The organism is Photorhabdus kleinii (assembly GCF_025384885.1).
Lineage (GTDB): Bacteria > Pseudomonadota > Gammaproteobacteria > Enterobacterales > Enterobacteriaceae > Photorhabdus > Photorhabdus kayaii.
In genome coordinates, this window is the sequence record NZ_JAJAFY010000018.1 from 65,350 (window position 1) to 82,888 (window position 17,539).

Genomic DNA, 17,539 nt, shown 5'->3' on the forward strand with positions numbered 1-17,539 from the left:
CGGTTGGCCGCCTGTGATCTAAGAATCCTTCATTTGCAAGGTCCACAGTCGGGCATAAAGCCCGTTCAAGGCGAGCAGTTGCTCATGGCTGCCCTGTTCGATCACTTGACCTTGGTCGATCACCAGAATTCGATGGGCATGGCGCAGGGTATTAAGGCGATGGGCGACGCTTATCACTGTACGGCCTTGTGCAATGCGTTGTAGGTTGGTCATTACTGCCGCTTCCGACTCGTAGTCCAGGGCGCTAGTGGCTTCATCCAGTAGCAATATTCCCGGATTGGTCAGTAGTGCTCGGGCTAGGGCGATGCGTTGGCGTTGCCCCCCGGAGAGTTGGCCGCCACGCTCGCCGACTTGGGTCTCATAGCCTCGGTCCAGCGCCTTGATAAAACCATCGGCACCGGCCAAAGTCGCTGCTTCATACATTTCCGCATCGCTGGCCTGGGGCCGACATAAACGAATGTTCTCGGCGATGCTGCCAGCAAACAGCACGCTTTCTTGCAGCACGACGCTCATGTTGCGGCGCAGTGCCACCGGATCCGCGATTGCCAAATCTATCCCATCCACCAACACCTGGCCGTGCTGAGGTACATAGAGGCGCTGCAACAGCCGAGCCAAGGTGGATTTGCCCGAGCCGGACGGCCCTGTGATACCGATGAATTCGCCGGGATGAATCTCGATATTGAGGTTGCGTAACACCTCCCGACCATCCTCGTTGTAACGAAAACGCACGCCTCTGAAACTCACCCCTCCCTGTAGCTTGGGTACGGAGGCCAGGCCGCCATTGCCACTTTCCCCCTCCTCATCAAGAATGTCGCCAATCCTGCGCATCGAGATCAGGGTATGCTGGAAATCCTGACAGACTTGGGCCAGACGCAGAATCGGCTGGGTCACGTGTTCCGAGAGCATGTTGAAAGCGACCAGCTCCCCTGGGCTGAGTTTGCCCTCCATGACTAGAGTAACGCCCCACAGCAGTAGTAGGGCGGAGGTTAGCTTCTGGATGAGGTCGATTCCCTGACCAGCCAAGATCCCCACCACTTTGGCGTGGAATGAGGCGCGGACGAAGGCAGATAGCTGCCGCTCCCAGCGGTGTAGGAAGCCGGATTCAGTGGCGTTGGTTTTGATGGTTTCAATGCCGGTGATTGACTCGGTAAGGAAGGCGGTGTTGTCGGCCCCTAGCTCGTACTCTCGCAATACCCGGGCACGCAGTACAGGCCCGACACTTAGCCAGAACAGGAAGTAGAGTACGAGAGAACCGAGCACCAGCCAAGTTAGCTCGGTGGCGTAGGAGAACATCACGGCGACAAACAGGCCGACGAAGGCCAAATCCAGCACCATAGTTAGCGCTGAACCGGTGAGAAATTGGCGGATCTGGTTCATCTCGCGCACCCGGGCGATGATCTCACCGGTCTGACGCTGTTGGAAATAGCTCATAGGCAAGGCCATTAGGTGCTGATAGAGGCGGCCGGAGAGCTCGGAGTTGACCTTGCTGGCCAGGTTGGTGAATAGCCAGGAACGAAGGAAACCATAGACGGGCTCGAACAAAGCCAGAGCCAACATGGCGATTCCTAGCACCTGCAGGCTCGATAGGCTGCGGCTGACCAGCACCCGATCGATCACGTTCTCGAACAGTATGGGGGTCACCAGGGCGATCACCTGTAGCATCAGAGACACTAGGATTACGTTCCTAAACTGGCTGACATGTTTGCGGATGGAAGGCACGAACCAGCCGAAGCCAAACCGCTGCCGTTTCGGCGGTTCGGTCGCCTCCGCCAGCAGCACGGCGCTGCCTTGCCAATGGCTAGCGAAGAGGGTTCGGGGATAGCGACATATCTTACCCGCGCTTGGCTGATACAAGGTAATGAATTCGCCTTCGACTCTCTCTAGCACCTGCCAGCCCTGTTCCGTATCCAGCAGGATAGGAAGGGGCAGGGTATCAAGACGGCTCATATCTGTGGAGATGTAGCGTGCCCTCAAGCCGATCCACTGGGCGCAGCGGCATAAGTCCTGGCTATCTGAGACCCCTTGGGGGCGTCCGAGACGGTGGCTTAGTTGTTCCGGTTCCACCGCCAAGTTGAAATGGCGGGCGGCATGGGTCAGGGCCAGGAGGCCGCCATCCGCTACCGCCTTGGACGCGTCGGCGATGATCGGTTCCGACAGAATAGATTCGATGGTTGACATTATCGTTCCCTCAATGCTTCGGACTGGTACTGTTGTAGTGGGCTAAGTAGGTAGTCGATCACCCGCCGATCACCGGTGCGGATTTCCGCGGTGACACTCATGCCTGCCTGTAGCGGTACCTCATGCTGGTCCACTGCGATAGAGGAGCGTTCCATCTGGATCTGTGCGGGGAATACCAGGCCTAGCTGCTCATCCTTGACAGCATCCTTGGAGACGTGGGCGACCTTACCCCGTATAGTTCCATAGCGGGTATAGGGAAAGGAGTCGACCTTAATTTCCACCGGCTGACCGGCGTGCACGAACCCCACATCTTTGTTCAACACCATCACTTCGGCTTCCAGAGAGGTATCATCGGGCACGATCACCATTAGTTGCTGGGCCGATTGCACTACACCTCCCAAGGTGTGGATCGCTAGCTGTTGCACTACGCCGTCGACAGGTGCCCGCAGGCTTTGCAGCCGCCGCCTCTCGCCGGCCTTTATCAACTGTTGTGTCATGACCGCGATAGCGGTCTGAGTTTCGTTTATCTGGTCGTAATATTCCCGGCGGGTCTTGGCCAGGTAGCGGTCCCGGCTCTCTTTCAGTACCTGATATTGCTCCTTGAGGACGGTCAGCTCGGCATGCTGTTGAGAAAGGGTGCGTTCGATTTCCAGCTTCTCCTTCTCTTGCTCCAGTAGCTCGACTTTGGGCAATAGCTTGCTGGCGGCCAAGGTACGACGGGCTTCAAGGCGCACTTTGATATTGGTCATCAGCTTTTCTAGCGCGGTGATATCGGCGCTACGTGCACTTTGGCTCGCTTGGTTGACGTTCATCTCGCTGTCCAGGCTTTCTAGATTGGCGACAACCTCTTTCCAGATACTGACCAGGTGCTCTCTGGCTAGCTTGACCTGTGCCTGTGGCATACTTTCCTGTACGGCGAAATGCTCAATGGGGGTATCGGTTAGCAGGGCCTGTAGTCTAGCCATCTCCAGCCGCTTGAAGTTAAGTTGCTCCTGTAGCTCCTTTAGCTCGGCCTCGACTCCTATGGGGTTGAGTTTGATCAGCACATCCCCAGTCTTCACCTTTTGTCCGTCACGCACGTGAATCGCCACAATCTCGCCGGCTTCAAGGGATTGGATCACCTTAGAGTGGCTGGACACCAGCAGCCTGCCTGTTGCGTTGGCATGGATGTCTAGGTGACCGATGATGGACCAGAGTAGAACCACCAACAGAAACAGGGTCAGCGCCATTGCCGTGCACCTTGCCCAAGGCGCGGGAGGTCGTTCAACGATCTCCAGGTAGCCGGGCTGAAACTCGTACTCGTCGCGGGTGCGCTTCGTCGCTTTGGGAGCGTTACGCTCCCGCTGCCAAGCCCGGAGGACGGTTTTTAGGTGTTTCTTGAATGACATGGCTCCGTCTCCTTTCGTAATTCCTGTTGCATCTGCCACAGCTTGGCGTAGCGGCCGCCCTTGACCAGTAGTTGGTGATGGTTGCCTGATTCGGTGATAAGACCCTGCTCCAAAGTGATAATGCGATCGCAGTGACGCACCGTGGACAGGCGGTGGGCAATGATGATGACGGTGCGCCCTAGCGCGATCTCGGCCATGTTGGCCTGGATCAGCGCTTGGGATTCGTCATCGAGGGCACTGGTCGCCTCGTCGAAGATTAAAATCTTGGGGTTAGCCATCAGTGCGCGGGCGATGGCAATGCGCTGGCGCTGTCCTCCCGATAGGGAACTGCCAGCCTCGGCCAGTACCGTGTCATAGCCCAGCGGTAATTGCAGGATAAAGTCATGCGCGCTTGCCAGCTTGGCGACGGCCATCACTTTCTCCAGCGAGGCGGAGGGGTCCTTAAATGCTATGTTGTGGCGCACGCTACGGTTGAACAGGTAGTTCTCCTGTAGTACCACCCCAATCTGGCTACGCAGGTAGCCGGGGTCCAGTTGGTGTAGGGGGGTGCCGTCGATCAAGATCTCCCCCTCGTCCGGAACGTAGAGCTTCTGTAATAAGCGGGCCAGCGTACTCTTACCCGAACCGGAGGGACCGACTATGCCCAGGTTCTCGCCGGACCTGATATGCAGGGTAACCCCCTGCAACACTGGGGCTTGATGGGGCTGGTAGCGGAACACCAGGTTGCGTATTTGCAGATCGCCGGAGAGTGGTTGCTGAGGATGGATGTTTCCCTGCTCCTGCTCGACGGGCAGGTTGAGTATGTCACCGAGCTTGTCGACGGCGACCCGGGTTTGGACAAACTGTTGCCACAGGTCGATTAGTTTGGCGATGGGTTGGTTGACGTGGGACACCATCATGTTGAAAGCGATCAGTTGGCCTATGGTGAGCTCCAGAGAGATCACCATGTTGGCACCCAGCCAGATGATCCCGACGCCGGTCGTCTTCTGTAGTAGCATAACCCCGTGGCTGATGAAGCTGTTGAGGGTCTGAGTGCGGAAACCGGCTTCGACCATGCTCGCGGTTTGGGATTCCCAGCGCCGTTGCATCCTGGGTTCTACCGCCAGGCTCTTGATGGTTTCAGCGCCGCTGACGGATTCGTTCAGGAATGAGGTATTGAGGGCAGCCGTTTGGAACTGTTGTTCGATGCGCTGTTGCAGTGGTTTGGCGCTTAGCCAAGCTAGCAGAAAATAGAGGGGCAATACCGCCAGTACCATACAGGTTAGGGACGGCGACAGCCAGACCATTACCCCGAAAAAGACAAAGGCGGAGGCTAGGTCCACGCACAGGGTTAGCATGGAGCCGGTCAGGAAGTCACGAATGCTATCAAGCTCCTGCACCCGGGTGATGATAGCGCCTACCTGACGGTGTTTGAAGTAAAGCAGGGGCAGGCCGAGTAGGTGCCGGAACAGCTTGATCCCTAGGGTGATATCGATGCGGTTGGCGGTGTGGGCAAAGAGGTATTCGCGTAGCCCCCGGAGCACCACCTCGAACAGCCCAACCACTGCCAGCACTATCACCAATACGTCTAGGGTCGACAACGCCTTGTGCACCAACACTTTGTCCATCACCACTTGGAAAAACAGAGGGGTGATTAGGGCAAGTAGCTGAAGCATCAGGGAAAAAAGCAGTACCTCGCCGAGGAGGTGGCGATGGTGGATAAACGCGGGTATAAACCAAGAGACATCGAATCTGAGGGAAGCTTCCCCTAACCGGATCACCTCCCCGCTCCATCTGGCTTCTAGCTCGTTGATGGAGAGTATTTCGGGTGAAACGGCATAAGGAGATTGGATTAGGGCCTGATCAGTGGAAAGGCGCGCTAATACAATAAATCCCCCCTGTTTGTCGCGAAAGGCTAGGGGTAGCAGCTTGGGAGTCAGTTTGGGGAATTTTAAACGGCATAATGCCAGATCAACATCATGTGCCTTGCCGTACTCTTTTATCGCAGGTTTCAGTTTGTTATGGGGGAGCAGAGGCTGTGGTTCCTGAGCCTCACTTTTAGCTAATTGCAACAATAATCGGCAACAGTTAAGAGCAGATGACAATGTATCTGCATCGGCGGATATATTTTCCCTATTCATTGTGATTTTCCCTTATGTGATTCCGTTCTCACGTTGTTAACATAGAAAAGCCTTTCCGCAAGATGATGTATTGCAGAGTCAATTAATAATAATCTGTATTAAGAGCATAGGCTTTAATTTGAATATATGTCATTTCGATAAGTGGGCGCAAGCTAAAGCTAATAAAAATTGCGGTCAATTAATCAATATTATCCTAAAAATGTTAATTGGCCGTTGCTAATTTGTTGTTATTAATCGGGGCATGGCGTTCAGTTTATGAATATATTGAATTGATGTCAGATATATCCGTTTTTATTTTTTTGGAGAGCAAGAAGTTAGGAGAAAAATATGGGATATAATTGTCATGAATGATATTTTTCAAATTTTTAACAAATTCATTGAGATCGTGAATGGCCCTTTACCACCAACTCAGAATGTAAAGAGCATTCTCCAGACATTTACCTCCAGTGACTTTGTATCAGAATCTTCTCCCGCTATTTCTTTTGTGCCGGATGAAAAGCCAGCGTTTTTACATATCGATCCATCGCTAGGTTGGGCACAGGTAATATCTGATACTTTGTTTAAGTTAATCGCTATTCCGTTAGTTTATTGGAGGATAATGAGAATAAAGCGGCTTTAGCTCAGGTTTTGAATAGGGCGCTGGCAATCAGTTGTGAAGGGGAGGTGGTATAGTACTAATATATTAATGATTTAACGTTGATATGACAATCCGGTATATATACCCGTCATCTTTCAAGTTGCCTCTTTGTTGGCTGCACTCACTCACCCCGGTCACATATGAAATTTAATCTAATCTGGTTTTATTTTTTTATGAATTTTCTTTGCTATATATATAAATATGTTTCATTATTATTCTCATGAATTATTAAGAATAATCAATGTAAAGTTTATAAATAGCCATATATTTTCCATTGTTAATATTGACAAATATAATGTCTATATACCCGCTTAACTTGAAGATGCAGGATTCAGAACCTGGAAGTTGTCATTAATACGGCACGACAGGTTCCCGGAAAGTTCCGGTAATATTTCCGTAAAAAAGCGATGTATTGCCTGCCTGAACAAGGTTGTCGAGGCGAAATAATGGTTATTTCTGACCTGTTCATTCATCACCTTCCACAACCTTTCTATCGGGTTCAGATTCGGGCTGTAGGGCGGTAAGTAATGAAGGTCGATATTCATCACATAAGCCCAGTCTTTCACCAGTTTACTCCGGTGGTAACCGGCTCCGTCAAGGATAATATGAACCTTCTGACTGACCGGATAGGTTTCACGCAGGGCAATGAAGAACTCGGCGATGTGATAACTGTCGATACGGTCATATTCGCGTACCACTGTTTTACTGATATCGGCCAGATTAAGGGCCCCATCAGGTTCAGACGGGTACGGCTTCCCGTTGTTTTCACTGCGGTTTTCTGGCCTTTGTGTATCCAGCCATCAGCGAGTTTTGTCCCCTGCGTGGGATGAACGCCATCAATGAACAGGATGGGCTCATGGTCTCCGGCTTCCTGTTTCAGTTTCCCATAGGTTTCCATAAAGGCCCGTTGCTGCTCCGCGTTGAACTTGTGTGGCACGCTGGTCAGTTAATGAGATGGACAGTGCGCTGGGCAAAGCTGTCCTGTTTCTTGCGGGTGAAAGTCCCGTCGTAGAAGGTAAACCAGACCACTACGTAGCGAGTCTTGCATTTCCGGCGGTAACAAAGGAGATGAAGCGTAGACAGCGAAACATTCGAGCCGAAACCAATAGGTGAACGTGATAGCGCCGAAATTCATTAAGTCGTGTGTGCCGATAGTTTTGTCCAGCTAGCAGGCAACAGCTTCTGAATGGTCATACTGGTGAATTTCCCAGCCAGAAGCACACACCGGCGCCGCAGGCGTCGGCGAGCTTGTAGAGAACAGTGTGGAACCCAGGAGATCCTGATACTTCTCAAGGAAATGAGTATTTCGGGCACAAGTGCCAAAACACAAGGTCTGAGAAATGGGTATCAGGAAGTCGGAGCCAGTCATAGTAGTGATGAAACGAGTAATGATCGCGGAGCGAAGGGCGGGCAGACAGATCGAACGTGAGAGGGCAACAATGACCGAACACAGCAACGACGGAGTATCATGGTTAACAAAACTTGAGCGTATAGGCAAGAAATCAGCTAACGACAAACAGCAGGTGTTCAATAACTTAGGACATTTGTTGAACAGTGACATGCTGAAAGGACAATTCCTGCGGCTAGACGGGAATAAGGCCGTGGGTGTGGATCGCATGACTAAAGCCGTTTACGGTGAGCATCTTGATGAGAATATTAATAAACTCATCCTGCGAATACGCAGAGGAACGTATCGCCCGAAAGCAGCCAGAATCACGGAGATCCCGAAGGAGGATGGCAGCAAACGGCCACTGGCTATTTCGTGCATAGAGGACAAACTGGTGCAAGTTGCGGTCAGTGATATCCTCAGCCGAATCTATGAGCCGCTGTTTATGCCCTGTTCATACGGTTTTCGACCAGGATTAAACTGTCATGCGGCGTTGAAGGCTCTGCAACAGCAAACATACCGTAACTGGAATGGCGCGGTTGTGGAAATCGACATCCGAAAGTATTTCAACACAATACCCCATATTGAGCTGATGAATTTACTGCGGAAGAAGATATCAGATCGCCGTTTTCTCAGACTGATTGAGGTCTTAATAACGGCGCCCGTCATAGTGGATAAAGAGACATCCCGCAATATGCGCGGGTGTCCGCAAGGTTCAATTCTGTCACCAGTATTGGCCAATATCTACCTGCATCATGTCATAGACGAATGGTTTGATGAAATCAGCCATTCTCATATTCATGGACGGGCAGAGATGGTGAGGTATGCCGATGACAGGGTATTTACCTTTCAATATTCCAGCGAAGCTAAACGCTTTTACAAGGCGCTACCCAAAAGACTGAATAAATTTGGTCTTGAGCTGCACAGTGACAAATCGCAGTTAATTCCGGCGGGTCACATAGCGGCAATGAGAGCCAGCCAGTCTGGAAAGCGCCTGCCGACGTTTAACTTTCTGGGGTTTACCTGCTATTGGGGGAAAACACGAAAGGGTTTCTGGCGGTTGAAGTTAACCAGCCGAAAAGACCGTTTTGCCGCCAAATTGAAGGGCCTCAGGGATTTCCTCTGGAAGAATCTGAATGCAACCGACAAAAGGCTCATCCTGAATACCGTCATCAGAGTCATCAGAGGCTGGATAAATTATCACGGTATTTCTGATAACCAGAGACGAGTCGGGCAGTTTATCTACCAAAGTACGCGAATAATCTATCGATGGTTCAACCGTCAAGGAGGACGTCGCCGATTGACGTGGAAGAAGCTGAATCTGATCTTAAAAATGCTGGGTTATCCGTCCAGATGGAAAACACATTCAATGTTCAATTCTCGCTGAATATGTGTGTGGGGACACAGATCTGTCGGGAGCCGGATGCGGTAGTTCCGCACGTCCGGTTCTGCGGAGGGGGCTGTCTGGGTGACCGGACAGCTCTACTCACCCACCCTGTGAGAGGTACGCTAGCAGGGTATTTTATTTTAGAGGGAACCATCATGCAAAACGTTACGCTTATTGGTATCGATCTCGGTAAACATTCCTTCCATGTCCACTGTCAGGACAGGCAGGGTAACGCCCTGCTGCGTAAGAAGTTTTCCCGCACTCAGCTTATGAATTTTCTCGGTTCCTGCAAGGCTGCAACCGTAGTGATGGAGTCCTGCGGTGGGGCGCACTTTATGGCTCGCCGGAGCGCTGATTTAGGCCATGAGGCAAAGCTGATTTCTCCGCAGTTCGTCCGTCCTTTTGTTAAGAGTAACAAGAACGATTTTGTCGATGCTGAAGCTATCTGCGAGGCAGCTTCCCGGCCCTCCATGCGCTTTGTGCCCCCCGCACAGAAGACCAACAGGCGATGGCCGCCCTCCATCGCGTCAGAGACTCACTGATACGGCAACGCGTTAAAACCACCAATCAGATGCGCGCTTTTTTGCTGGAGTTCGGCGTCAGTCTGCCGCGCGGTATTGCCGTGATACGACGTCTGGCCGCTGTGCTGGAAGAAAATGACTTTCCGCCTTATCTGGCAAGGGTTCTGAGCAGACGCCACAGTCATTATGTTTACCTCAGCGGAGAAATTGAGGAAGTCGATAAGGAACTGAAAACGCATCTGGCGGAAGATGAAACCGCGCAACGCCTGCTGACCATTCCTGGCGTTGGGCCGGTAACGGCGAGTCTGTTAGCCATGCGGCTGGGGGACGGTAAAAACTATGCCAGCAGCCGTGACTTTGCGGCTTCAACAGGGCGGGTTCCCCGCCAGTACAGCACGGGTGGAAAAACGACACTGATGGGCATCAGCAAGCGGGGTGATAAAAATCTGAGACGGCTGCTGGCGCAGTGTGCCAGGGTCTTTATGCAGCGGCTGGAGCATAATCCAGGGCGTCTGACAGAGTGGGTGAACAGGCAGCTTGCCAGCCATCACTCGAACGTTGTGGCGTGTGCGCTGGCGAACAAACTGGCACGAATAGCCTGGGCCGTTACGGCACATCAGACGGTGTTCATTAAATAAAAGAGCCAACGAAAAACTGCGTTAGCTCAGTAAGTTAAGCAGTTACCATCTGGTTTTGCGACGACAGATAATTGATGACATGAACGGCATATCGGCCTGCTGATGAACCTGATATAAAAAATGGCTCTCTGAAGCCGACCGGTTTTTAAGGTTCGGCAGGCACGGAACTCATCGTGGCGCGGGCATGACTGCTCACCAGACGCCGAATAGATTTACGCAAGCCCACCATACATCAAAATTTGTGTTGCAAAAACGGGGGTGACCATAGATTTTTATAAGAAAAACCCTGACGATGTAACCATTTATTCATGCCGGGAATGCTAAAGGTCATATTCCAGAGCTGAGCGACATAGGCCACGATTTCACGGGTGTGATGGAAAAGATGTTGAGATAAGTGGTTGATTAAAAAATCAGTTTGTTCCCGGGAAAGTAAACTGTCAGACCCCCCATTACCCGATTTAAGTTTACCTTGATTAAGGTAATCACTGATATGGCGGTCAACGGTGGTCTGATGGAGTCGCAATGCCTGGGCTATCATCACAGAACTCCACCCTTCAGAAGCCAGAAGGATAGCTTTTATTCTGTCTCGTACTTGACCATCACGAGTGGTGTCGTGAAGACGCTCAAGTTTGATTTTTTGTTCTGATGTAATAAATATTTTCATAGCGAGGATAATGATCTCCATTTCGGATAAAATCAAGCATCTTCAATGATTACGGGTATATAGTCAGGAATATTGAATAATTTAACTTTGATATGATAATTCGGTATATATTTTTCATATTGGATTGTTTCTATATTAAGACGAAATAAGGGAAGTGATAATTCCCATGTTTAGTTATTTAGTCAGGTTTATTTGTTATTGTTGTTATTATCTGTTATGTGATCTAAAACGAATTTTATTGTTAATTTTGTTTTGTTTTTTTGACTGATTCGGCATTTCAATCATATGTTTAATTGTAGAATTATTGTTGAAAATATTTTTTGATAAAAATAATTGGAAATTTGATAATGGTAATGTGTTTCTTAATGGTGATATTAGGCTGATTCAATGGGGTTTAATTTCATGGTTTCGCTTTTTTATATATTGGTTTTGTTTTAAATGACTAAATAGGTTTCATAATTCCGCTACACGTGGTTTCCTTCAACCCATTGTCATTGTTATACATAGGGTTGTTAGTAGATAAGGTGTAGCACCATTTTGGAAAGTTATTTAGTAATAATATAGAGTTAAAAGCTGTTGAGGACAGTTTTAATGTGGATGTTGATCTTGTTTACAATGTCTACGTTGGCGGTGTTACTTTGTTGTTATAAGATAATATCGGATATGATTTTTTATCTGAGACTATATTTCCGTGTAATGTATAATAAGCTATGAAAATTGTCTAATCCCTAATTATTTAATTTGTTTTCAGTCAATGAAATTGCAGAAATTAATCAAATTTATCTAAAACAGGAACGAAATGGAATGTTTTATTATGGATTATAGGGTCAATTATTTATTCCATTGTCAAAAAAATTAGCGCCAAAAAATTGCCAATTGATTGTTAATGACCGGGATATGGCATTCCGTATCTGAATATTTTGAATTAATGTCAGACATGTCGGTTTTTATTTCTTAAGGGTAAGAAGTAAGTAAACAACATTGATGATAACTGTTCGGTAATGACGGTTTTCAGATTTCTAACAAATTCGTTGAGGTAATAAATGAAAGATAACATTGCTACAGAGGGAAATATATTTAAAGGCAAAGTGTTTTCTCAGGGGGTAGATGAAAATGTCCCGCATCATGCAGGTGAGACATTGATTCCACCACGAGAATGCGTTGTAGTGGGGGGAACAACCCTTGCTGTGTTTTGCGCCGAGCAAATTCTGGCGGCTGGGCATATTATACAGGCAGTGTTATCTACCGATAGTGTTCTACAGACATGGGCTGAACAGCAGGGGATTGATTGGGTTAATTCGGTGGATGAATTACAAGAACATATCCTGTTACAGCCTGTTGACTGGCTTTTCTCCATCGCCAACCCAATCATTCTGCCAGCGTCATTAATTAAACAAATCCGTGGTGGTGCTTTTAATTATCATGATAGTCCTTTGCCACGTTATGCAGGCAGTCATGCAACATCCTGGGCGCTATTAGCGAGGGAAACATCGTATGCCATTTCCTGGCACTGTATTGAAGGCGATGCGAATGCCGGAAATATCGCTGCGCAATGGCCGGTATCGATTGAAGAACAAGATACGGCTTTCTTATTGAATCTGAAATGTTATCAGGCGGCTCAAAAAGGATTTAATGAACTATTAAAAGATCTGAGTCACGGCACACTGATAACTTATCCACAAGACCTTTCGAAACGGAGTTTTTATGCGTTATCACGTCGCCCGGATGCTGGTGGGTACTTATGTTGGGAACAGCCAGGTGAGATATTGTCGGCGTTAGTGCGTGTATTAGGTTTTGGCGAGAATTATGCCAACCCATTGGGTTGCCCAAAACTTTTACTAAAACAGGACACGGTACGAATTTCTTGGCTTCAGCGGTTGGACATGTGTTCTGGGGGAAAACCGGGGACGTTGATCTGTGTGGAGGAGGAGAGCTGGCAGGTGACGACGGGCAGTGAGGATGTCCGGATCGGGGGATTCTCCACGCTGGAAGGCCAGTTGCTGTCTGCCATAGCACTTGCAGAAATATCAGAACTGAAACCCGGTAAACAGTTGCCTCTGCTTTCGTCGCAACAGGAGCAGAATATCAAGAATACTCTTCAAACACTCGCACCTTATGAACCCTTTTGGTGTAAGCGTCTTGCCACCCTGCAACCCGCCCATTTACCTTTCGACATTCCCCATAGGACAACAGAACCCCGCTGGGTAATGAGCCCTTGGCAGTCCGTGTTTCCTCAAAACAGTAAAGATATTAAAGAAGTGTCATGGAGAACGTTATTACAGGCATTCGTTATCTACCTGGCGCGTCTGACCCAACAGACGGTGTTTCAGGTTGGCTGGTGTGTGGGATCAAACGATGACTTATCAAATATGGCATCAGTGGTGCCCATGACCATTGAAGCCGCATTTGATAAACCGTGGTGTGAGGTTGCTGACTCCGTCGATAATGAACTAGCTCTGCTGGCACAGTACGGCACATATAGTCGTGACCTTTTTTCGCGTTTTCCTGCACTGTGCACTATCCCAGAATTAAGAACACGCCATCCATGGTCGGTAGCTGTCTCTGTGGTGCAGGATAATCGGTTATGTGATCAAGAAAGGTCTGGCGAGTTGCTGACATTTCAGATAAATACGCAGGGCGGTTTCCGTTGGATCTATGATGAAAATCGTCTGGATGCGGCAGTGATTCTGCGGATGAGTGAACATTTACAGAGGTTACTGTCATCAAAAAGGACAGATGAAGAAATACCCATAGGGCAGCTTAATTTGCTTCCTGAGGCTGAGCGGACATTGCTACTGGAAACCTGGAATGCAACGGAAACGTTGTATCCTGAGACAGGGTGCATCCATCAGTTATTTGAACAACAGGCGGCGAAAACCCCGGACGCGACTGCCTTGGTGTACGAAGACCAGACCCTCAGTTATGTTGAACTCAATGCTCGTGCCAACCGGCTGGCTCATCAATTAATTGCGTTGGGCGTAGGGCCAGAACAGCGAGTAGCCATTTGTGTGTCACGTTCACTGGCAATGGTAGTTGGGGTATTGGCGATACTGAAAGCCGGCGGGGCTTATGTCTCGCTCGATCCAAGTTATCCTGTCGAACGGTTGGCGTATATGCTCGAAGATGCCGCTCCGATTGTTTTACTTATGCAAAAAAAACTGCTCGGACAGTTGGCCAGTACATTAGTTAATCGTGTACCGACTGTTTTCTTTGATCTGCAAGAAGTTGAGACCATGCCGACAGATAACCCAGATGCACAGGCTCTGGGGCTGGCATCACACCATCTGGCGTATGTGATCTATACCTCAGGCTCTACCGGATTGCCCAAAGGTGTTGCGATTGAGCATCGTAATACCGTGAATTTTCTCCTCTGGGCACAGCAGAATTTCAGCGCTGAAGAGTTGTCACACACGCTTTTCGCCACCTCGCTGAATTTTGATTTGGCAGTATACGAATGTTTTGCCCCCTTAATATCGGGTGGCACGACGTATATTGTTCCTGATGCACTCTTTCTGGCAACCACGGAACTAAAGGTACAACACCCTATCAGCCTTATCAATACTGTGCCATCGGCCATTGCTTATTTGACTGATAGCAATGCGATCCTTAAAACCATCCGAACCATCAATTTAGCGGGTGAAACATTGAAACCGCATATTGTTGAGCGTTTATTTGCCTCTTCTCCGGTACAAGATATTTGTAACCTGTACGGTCCTTCGGAGACAACGACTTATTCGATCTGGACACGGATGAATAGAGCAACGGGTTTTGCTGCCCATATAGGTCGTCCGATTGCCAATACCAGAGTCTACATTCTCGACATGCGCGGTCAACCTGTTCCTCTGGGGGTGCCTGGGGAGATTTATATTGCGGGCCAAGGCGTCGCACGGGGTTATCTGAACCGCCCTGAACTCACGGCAGAGCGCTTTCTGGCCGACCCGTTCAGTGACAAACCCCATGCACGGATGTACCGTACTGGGGATTTGGCGCGTTACCGGTCAGACGGCAATCTGGAATATCTGGGACGCAATGACCAGCAGGTGAAAATCCGCGGTTTCCGCATTGAGCCGGGAGAAATTGAAGCGCGGCTGATGGAACACCCAGCGGTACGTGAGTCGGTAGTACTGATACAGGGTGACGGGATGGACAAACGGTTAGTGGCCTATGTAGTAGCGGAAACGGAGGAGGAGCTGGTGAACCGCTTGAGGGGGCACCTGAGTGCCCGGTTACCGGATTATATGGTACCGGCGGCGTTTGTCTGTCTGAAGAGCTTCCCGTTAACCCCGAATGGCAAACTGGATCGAGAGGCGCTGCCGGCACCGGATAGCGAAGCGTTTGCCCGCCAACGTTATGAAGCGCCGCAGGGAGAAACCGAAACGGTGTTGGCGGCGATTTGGTGTGAACTGCTGGGCATTGAGCAAATCAGCCGACATGACAATTTCTTTACGCTCGGCGGCCATTCCTTGCTAGCAGTGCGGATGATTGAACACCTGCGTCAGTCGGAGATGACGCTGGCAGTGTGCGATCTGTTTCAGACGCCGGTACTGTCAGATTTTGCGCAAACGTTGGGACGGCACCGGGCAGTGGAAGTACCCGCTAATGTAATTACCCCCGATACGACAGTACTCATCCCGGCAATGTTGCCGCTAATAGATCTGACTCAGGCTGATATTGACCTTATCGTCGGGCAAGTGCCGGGTGGGATGAGTAATATTCAGGATATTTATGCCCTGACACCGTTGCAGGACGGGATCTTATTCCACCACTTACTGGCAAGCGAGGGAGATCCGTACTTGTTGACCGGTCTGATGATTTTTGCGGACCGGGCTTTGTTGGACCGGTATTTGGCGGCTATGCAGCAGGTGATTAATCGCCATGATATTCTGCGGACTGCCTTTGTCTGGCAGGAGTTGTCTGAGCCGGCGCAGGTGGTCTGGCGTCAGGCCACTATATCCGTCACTGAACTGACATTAGATCCGGCAAAAGGGCCGGTCAGTGAGCAGTTAAGTCGGCGTTTTGATCTCCGCCATTTTCGTCTTAACTTAAGCAATGCCCCGTTACTGCAATTTGTTATTGCCCGGGAAACGGATGGCCGTTGGTGCTTACTGGAATTGCAGCACCACCTGATTGGCGACCATACAACACAGGAAATGATGCACCATGAGGTCCGGGCATATCTGACGGGGCAGGAGGAAACGTTGCCGACATCGGTGCCGTTCCGCAATCTGGTTGCCCAGGCCCGGTTGGGGGTAAGCCAGGAAGCGCACACCCGTTTCTTCACGGAAATGCTGGCGGATGTGGTGGAACCGACACTGCCGTTCGGCTTGGCGGAGGTCCATCGTGACGGCTCACAGGTGACGGAATACCACCGGATGTTATCCGCTGAGCTGAATAACCGTTTGCGCCGTCAGGCGCAGCAGTTAGGGGTTAGTCTGGCGGCGTTGTGCCATCTGGCCTGGGCGCAGGTGTTGTCCCGGACCAGTAGTCAGGAAAACGTGGTGTTCGGTACTGTATTGTTCGGACGTATGGCCGCGGGAGAAGGGATGGACAGCGGGCTGGGGCTGTTTATGAATACTTTGCCGTTGCGGCTGGATATAGATAACACGCCGGTGTGGGACAGTGTACAACAGGCCCATACCCGGCTGGCCGGATTATTGGCGCATGAGCATGCGTCACTGGCGCTGGCTCAACGATGCAGCGGCATTGACAACGTAAGTCCCCTCTTCAGTGCCCTGCTGAATTACCGGCATAATGATGTGTCGGCCATCTCCGGTGAACTGATAAGCGGGATTGAAGTTGTTGGTGGGCAGGAACGGACTAACTACCCCTTCGTACTGTCGGTTGAGGATTTTGGTGGTTCGCTGGGGCTGACAGCACAGACGGTTCAGCCGTTTGCGCCGGAGCGGGTATGCGATTATATGCAGCAGGCACTGGAGAGTCTGGCGGAAGCGCTGGAGCACACCCCGGACAGGCCGGTACGGACATTGGACATCCTGCCGGAAGCGGAACGGACCTTGTTACTAAAAACCTGGAATGCAACGGAAGCGCCGTATCCTGAAGCCTTGTGCCTCCATCAGTTATTTGAACAACAGGCGGCGAAAACCCCGGCTGCCACCGCTCTGGTGTACGAAGATCAGACCCTCAGCTATGCGGAACTCAATGTCCGTGCCAACCGGCTGGCCCGTCAGCTCGTTGAGCAGGGGGTTCGTCCCGGTGGGCATGTTGCGCTGTTGCTGGACCGTTCGGTGGCGCTGGTGGTAGCCCAACTGGCCGTTCTTAAAGCCGGCGCGGTTTATGTACCCATTGATCCTGGTGCACCGGATGAACGGAAAAACTGGTTGATACATGATTGTGCTGCTCAGTTGCTGCTTACCGATAAGCAAATGGGTATTCCGGTTAATCTGGCTGTGCCGCTCTTCCGGATGATGGGAGAAACAGACTCAGGCCGGGAAGAAGAGGGGCTGAATCTCAACTTAACCCGCCTTGGTTCAGATGCCGTTTATGTTATGTACACCTCCGGTTCAACCGGCGTGCCGAAAGGGGTTGTCGTGTCCCACCGTGCGGTCGTCCGGCTGGTTATCAATAATGGCTATGCGGAAATCGGCCCGGATGAGCGGGT

Annotated in this window: 8 protein-coding genes and 3 pseudogenes; 6 read left to right on the forward strand and 5 right to left on the reverse strand. The window is 50.4% G+C overall.

The features are described 5' to 3' along the window. Nucleotides 1–18: 18 nt before the first annotated feature. From LG003_RS11075 to LG003_RS11085, 3 genes are read right to left on the reverse strand one after another with little or no spacing between them, the layout of a single operon-like run. A complete protein-coding gene (locus LG003_RS11075) occupies nucleotides 19–2,178 on the reverse strand; it encodes a type I secretion system permease/ATPase (RefSeq protein ID WP_262980720.1) in 2,160 nt (719 codons plus the stop codon). Then, nucleotides 2,178–3,566, reverse strand: a complete 1,389-nt coding sequence (locus LG003_RS11080) for an HlyD family type I secretion periplasmic adaptor subunit (protein ID WP_262980721.1) — start codon at nucleotides 3,564–3,566, stop codon at nucleotides 2,178–2,180. Before LG003_RS11080 ends, LG003_RS11075 begins: the two co-directional genes overlap by 1 nt. Continuing rightward, on the reverse strand, nucleotides 3,545–5,686 hold the full coding sequence (locus tag LG003_RS11085) for a peptidase domain-containing ABC transporter (RefSeq protein WP_262980722.1): 2,142 nt from the start codon (nucleotides 5,684–5,686) through the stop codon (nucleotides 3,545–3,547). The genes LG003_RS11080 and LG003_RS11085 overlap by 22 nt, the downstream gene beginning before the upstream one ends. 343 nt (nucleotides 5,687–6,029) lie before the next feature. On the opposite strand from LG003_RS11085, the gene LG003_RS11090 reads away from it, so the two are divergent. Continuing rightward, nucleotides 6,030–6,305 (forward strand): hypothetical protein, encoded by a 276-nt coding sequence (locus LG003_RS11090; protein ID WP_112879116.1) that lies wholly within the window; start codon nucleotides 6,030–6,032, stop codon nucleotides 6,303–6,305. A gap of 329 nt (nucleotides 6,306–6,634) precedes the next feature. On the opposite strand, the pseudogene LG003_RS11095 reads toward LG003_RS11090, so the two are convergent. Beyond that, nucleotides 6,635–7,260, reverse strand: a pseudogene (locus LG003_RS11095) (IS630 family transposase); the annotation flags it as partial. On the opposite strand from LG003_RS11095, the gene LG003_RS11100 reads away from it, so the two are divergent. The 4 genes and pseudogenes from LG003_RS11100 (at nucleotide 7,254) to LG003_RS11115 (ending at nucleotide 10,256) form a co-directional block, all read left to right on the forward strand. Beyond that, nucleotides 7,254–7,436, forward strand: a complete 183-nt coding sequence (locus LG003_RS11100) for a hypothetical protein (protein WP_262980723.1) — start codon at nucleotides 7,254–7,256, stop codon at nucleotides 7,434–7,436. The pseudogene LG003_RS11095 and the gene LG003_RS11100 overlap by 7 nt on opposite strands. A 184-nt stretch (nucleotides 7,437–7,620) precedes the next feature. Further along, nucleotides 7,621–7,752, forward strand: a complete 132-nt coding sequence (locus LG003_RS11105) for a hypothetical protein (RefSeq protein WP_262980724.1) — start codon at nucleotides 7,621–7,623, stop codon at nucleotides 7,750–7,752. Nucleotides 7,753–7,762: 10 nt separating this feature from the next. Next, nucleotides 7,763–9,097 (forward strand): group II intron reverse transcriptase/maturase, encoded by a 1,335-nt coding sequence (ltrA, locus tag LG003_RS11110; protein ID WP_262980725.1) that lies wholly within the window; start codon nucleotides 7,763–7,765, stop codon nucleotides 9,095–9,097. A 155-nt stretch (nucleotides 9,098–9,252) separates the two neighbouring features. Next, nucleotides 9,253–10,256, forward strand: a pseudogene (locus LG003_RS11115) (IS110 family transposase). 235 nt (nucleotides 10,257–10,491) lie between these two features. Here LG003_RS11115 and LG003_RS11120 read toward each other — a convergent pair. Further along, nucleotides 10,492–10,920: pseudogene (locus LG003_RS11120) on the reverse strand (helix-turn-helix domain-containing protein); the annotation flags it as partial. A gap of 1,043 nt (nucleotides 10,921–11,963) precedes the next feature. On the opposite strand from LG003_RS11120, the gene LG003_RS11125 reads away from it, so the two are divergent. Further along, on the forward strand, nucleotides 11,964–17,539 hold a 5,576-nt coding region (locus LG003_RS11125; protein WP_262980726.1), incomplete at its 3' end, for a non-ribosomal peptide synthetase.

What these genes read in the sequence shown, in the direction of transcription:
- LG003_RS11075 (WP_262980720.1), bottom strand. Translation starts at nt 2,178, where the DNA reads ATGTCAACCATCGAATCTATTCTGTCGGAACCGATCATCGCCGACGCG.
- LG003_RS11080 (WP_262980721.1), bottom strand. Translation starts at nt 3,566, where the DNA reads ATGTCATTCAAGAAACACCTAAAAACCGTCCTCCGGGCTTGGCAGCGG.
- LG003_RS11085 (WP_262980722.1), bottom strand. Translation starts at nt 5,686, where the DNA reads ATGAATAGGGAAAATATATCCGCCGATGCAGATACATTGTCATCTGCT.
- LG003_RS11090 (WP_112879116.1), top strand. Translation starts at nt 6,030, where the DNA reads ATGAATGATATTTTTCAAATTTTTAACAAATTCATTGAGATCGTGAAT.
- LG003_RS11105 (WP_262980724.1), top strand. Translation starts at nt 7,621, where the DNA reads ATGAGTATTTCGGGCACAAGTGCCAAAACACAAGGTCTGAGAAATGGG.
- ltrA (WP_262980725.1), top strand. Translation starts at nt 7,763, where the DNA reads ATGACCGAACACAGCAACGACGGAGTATCATGGTTAACAAAACTTGAG.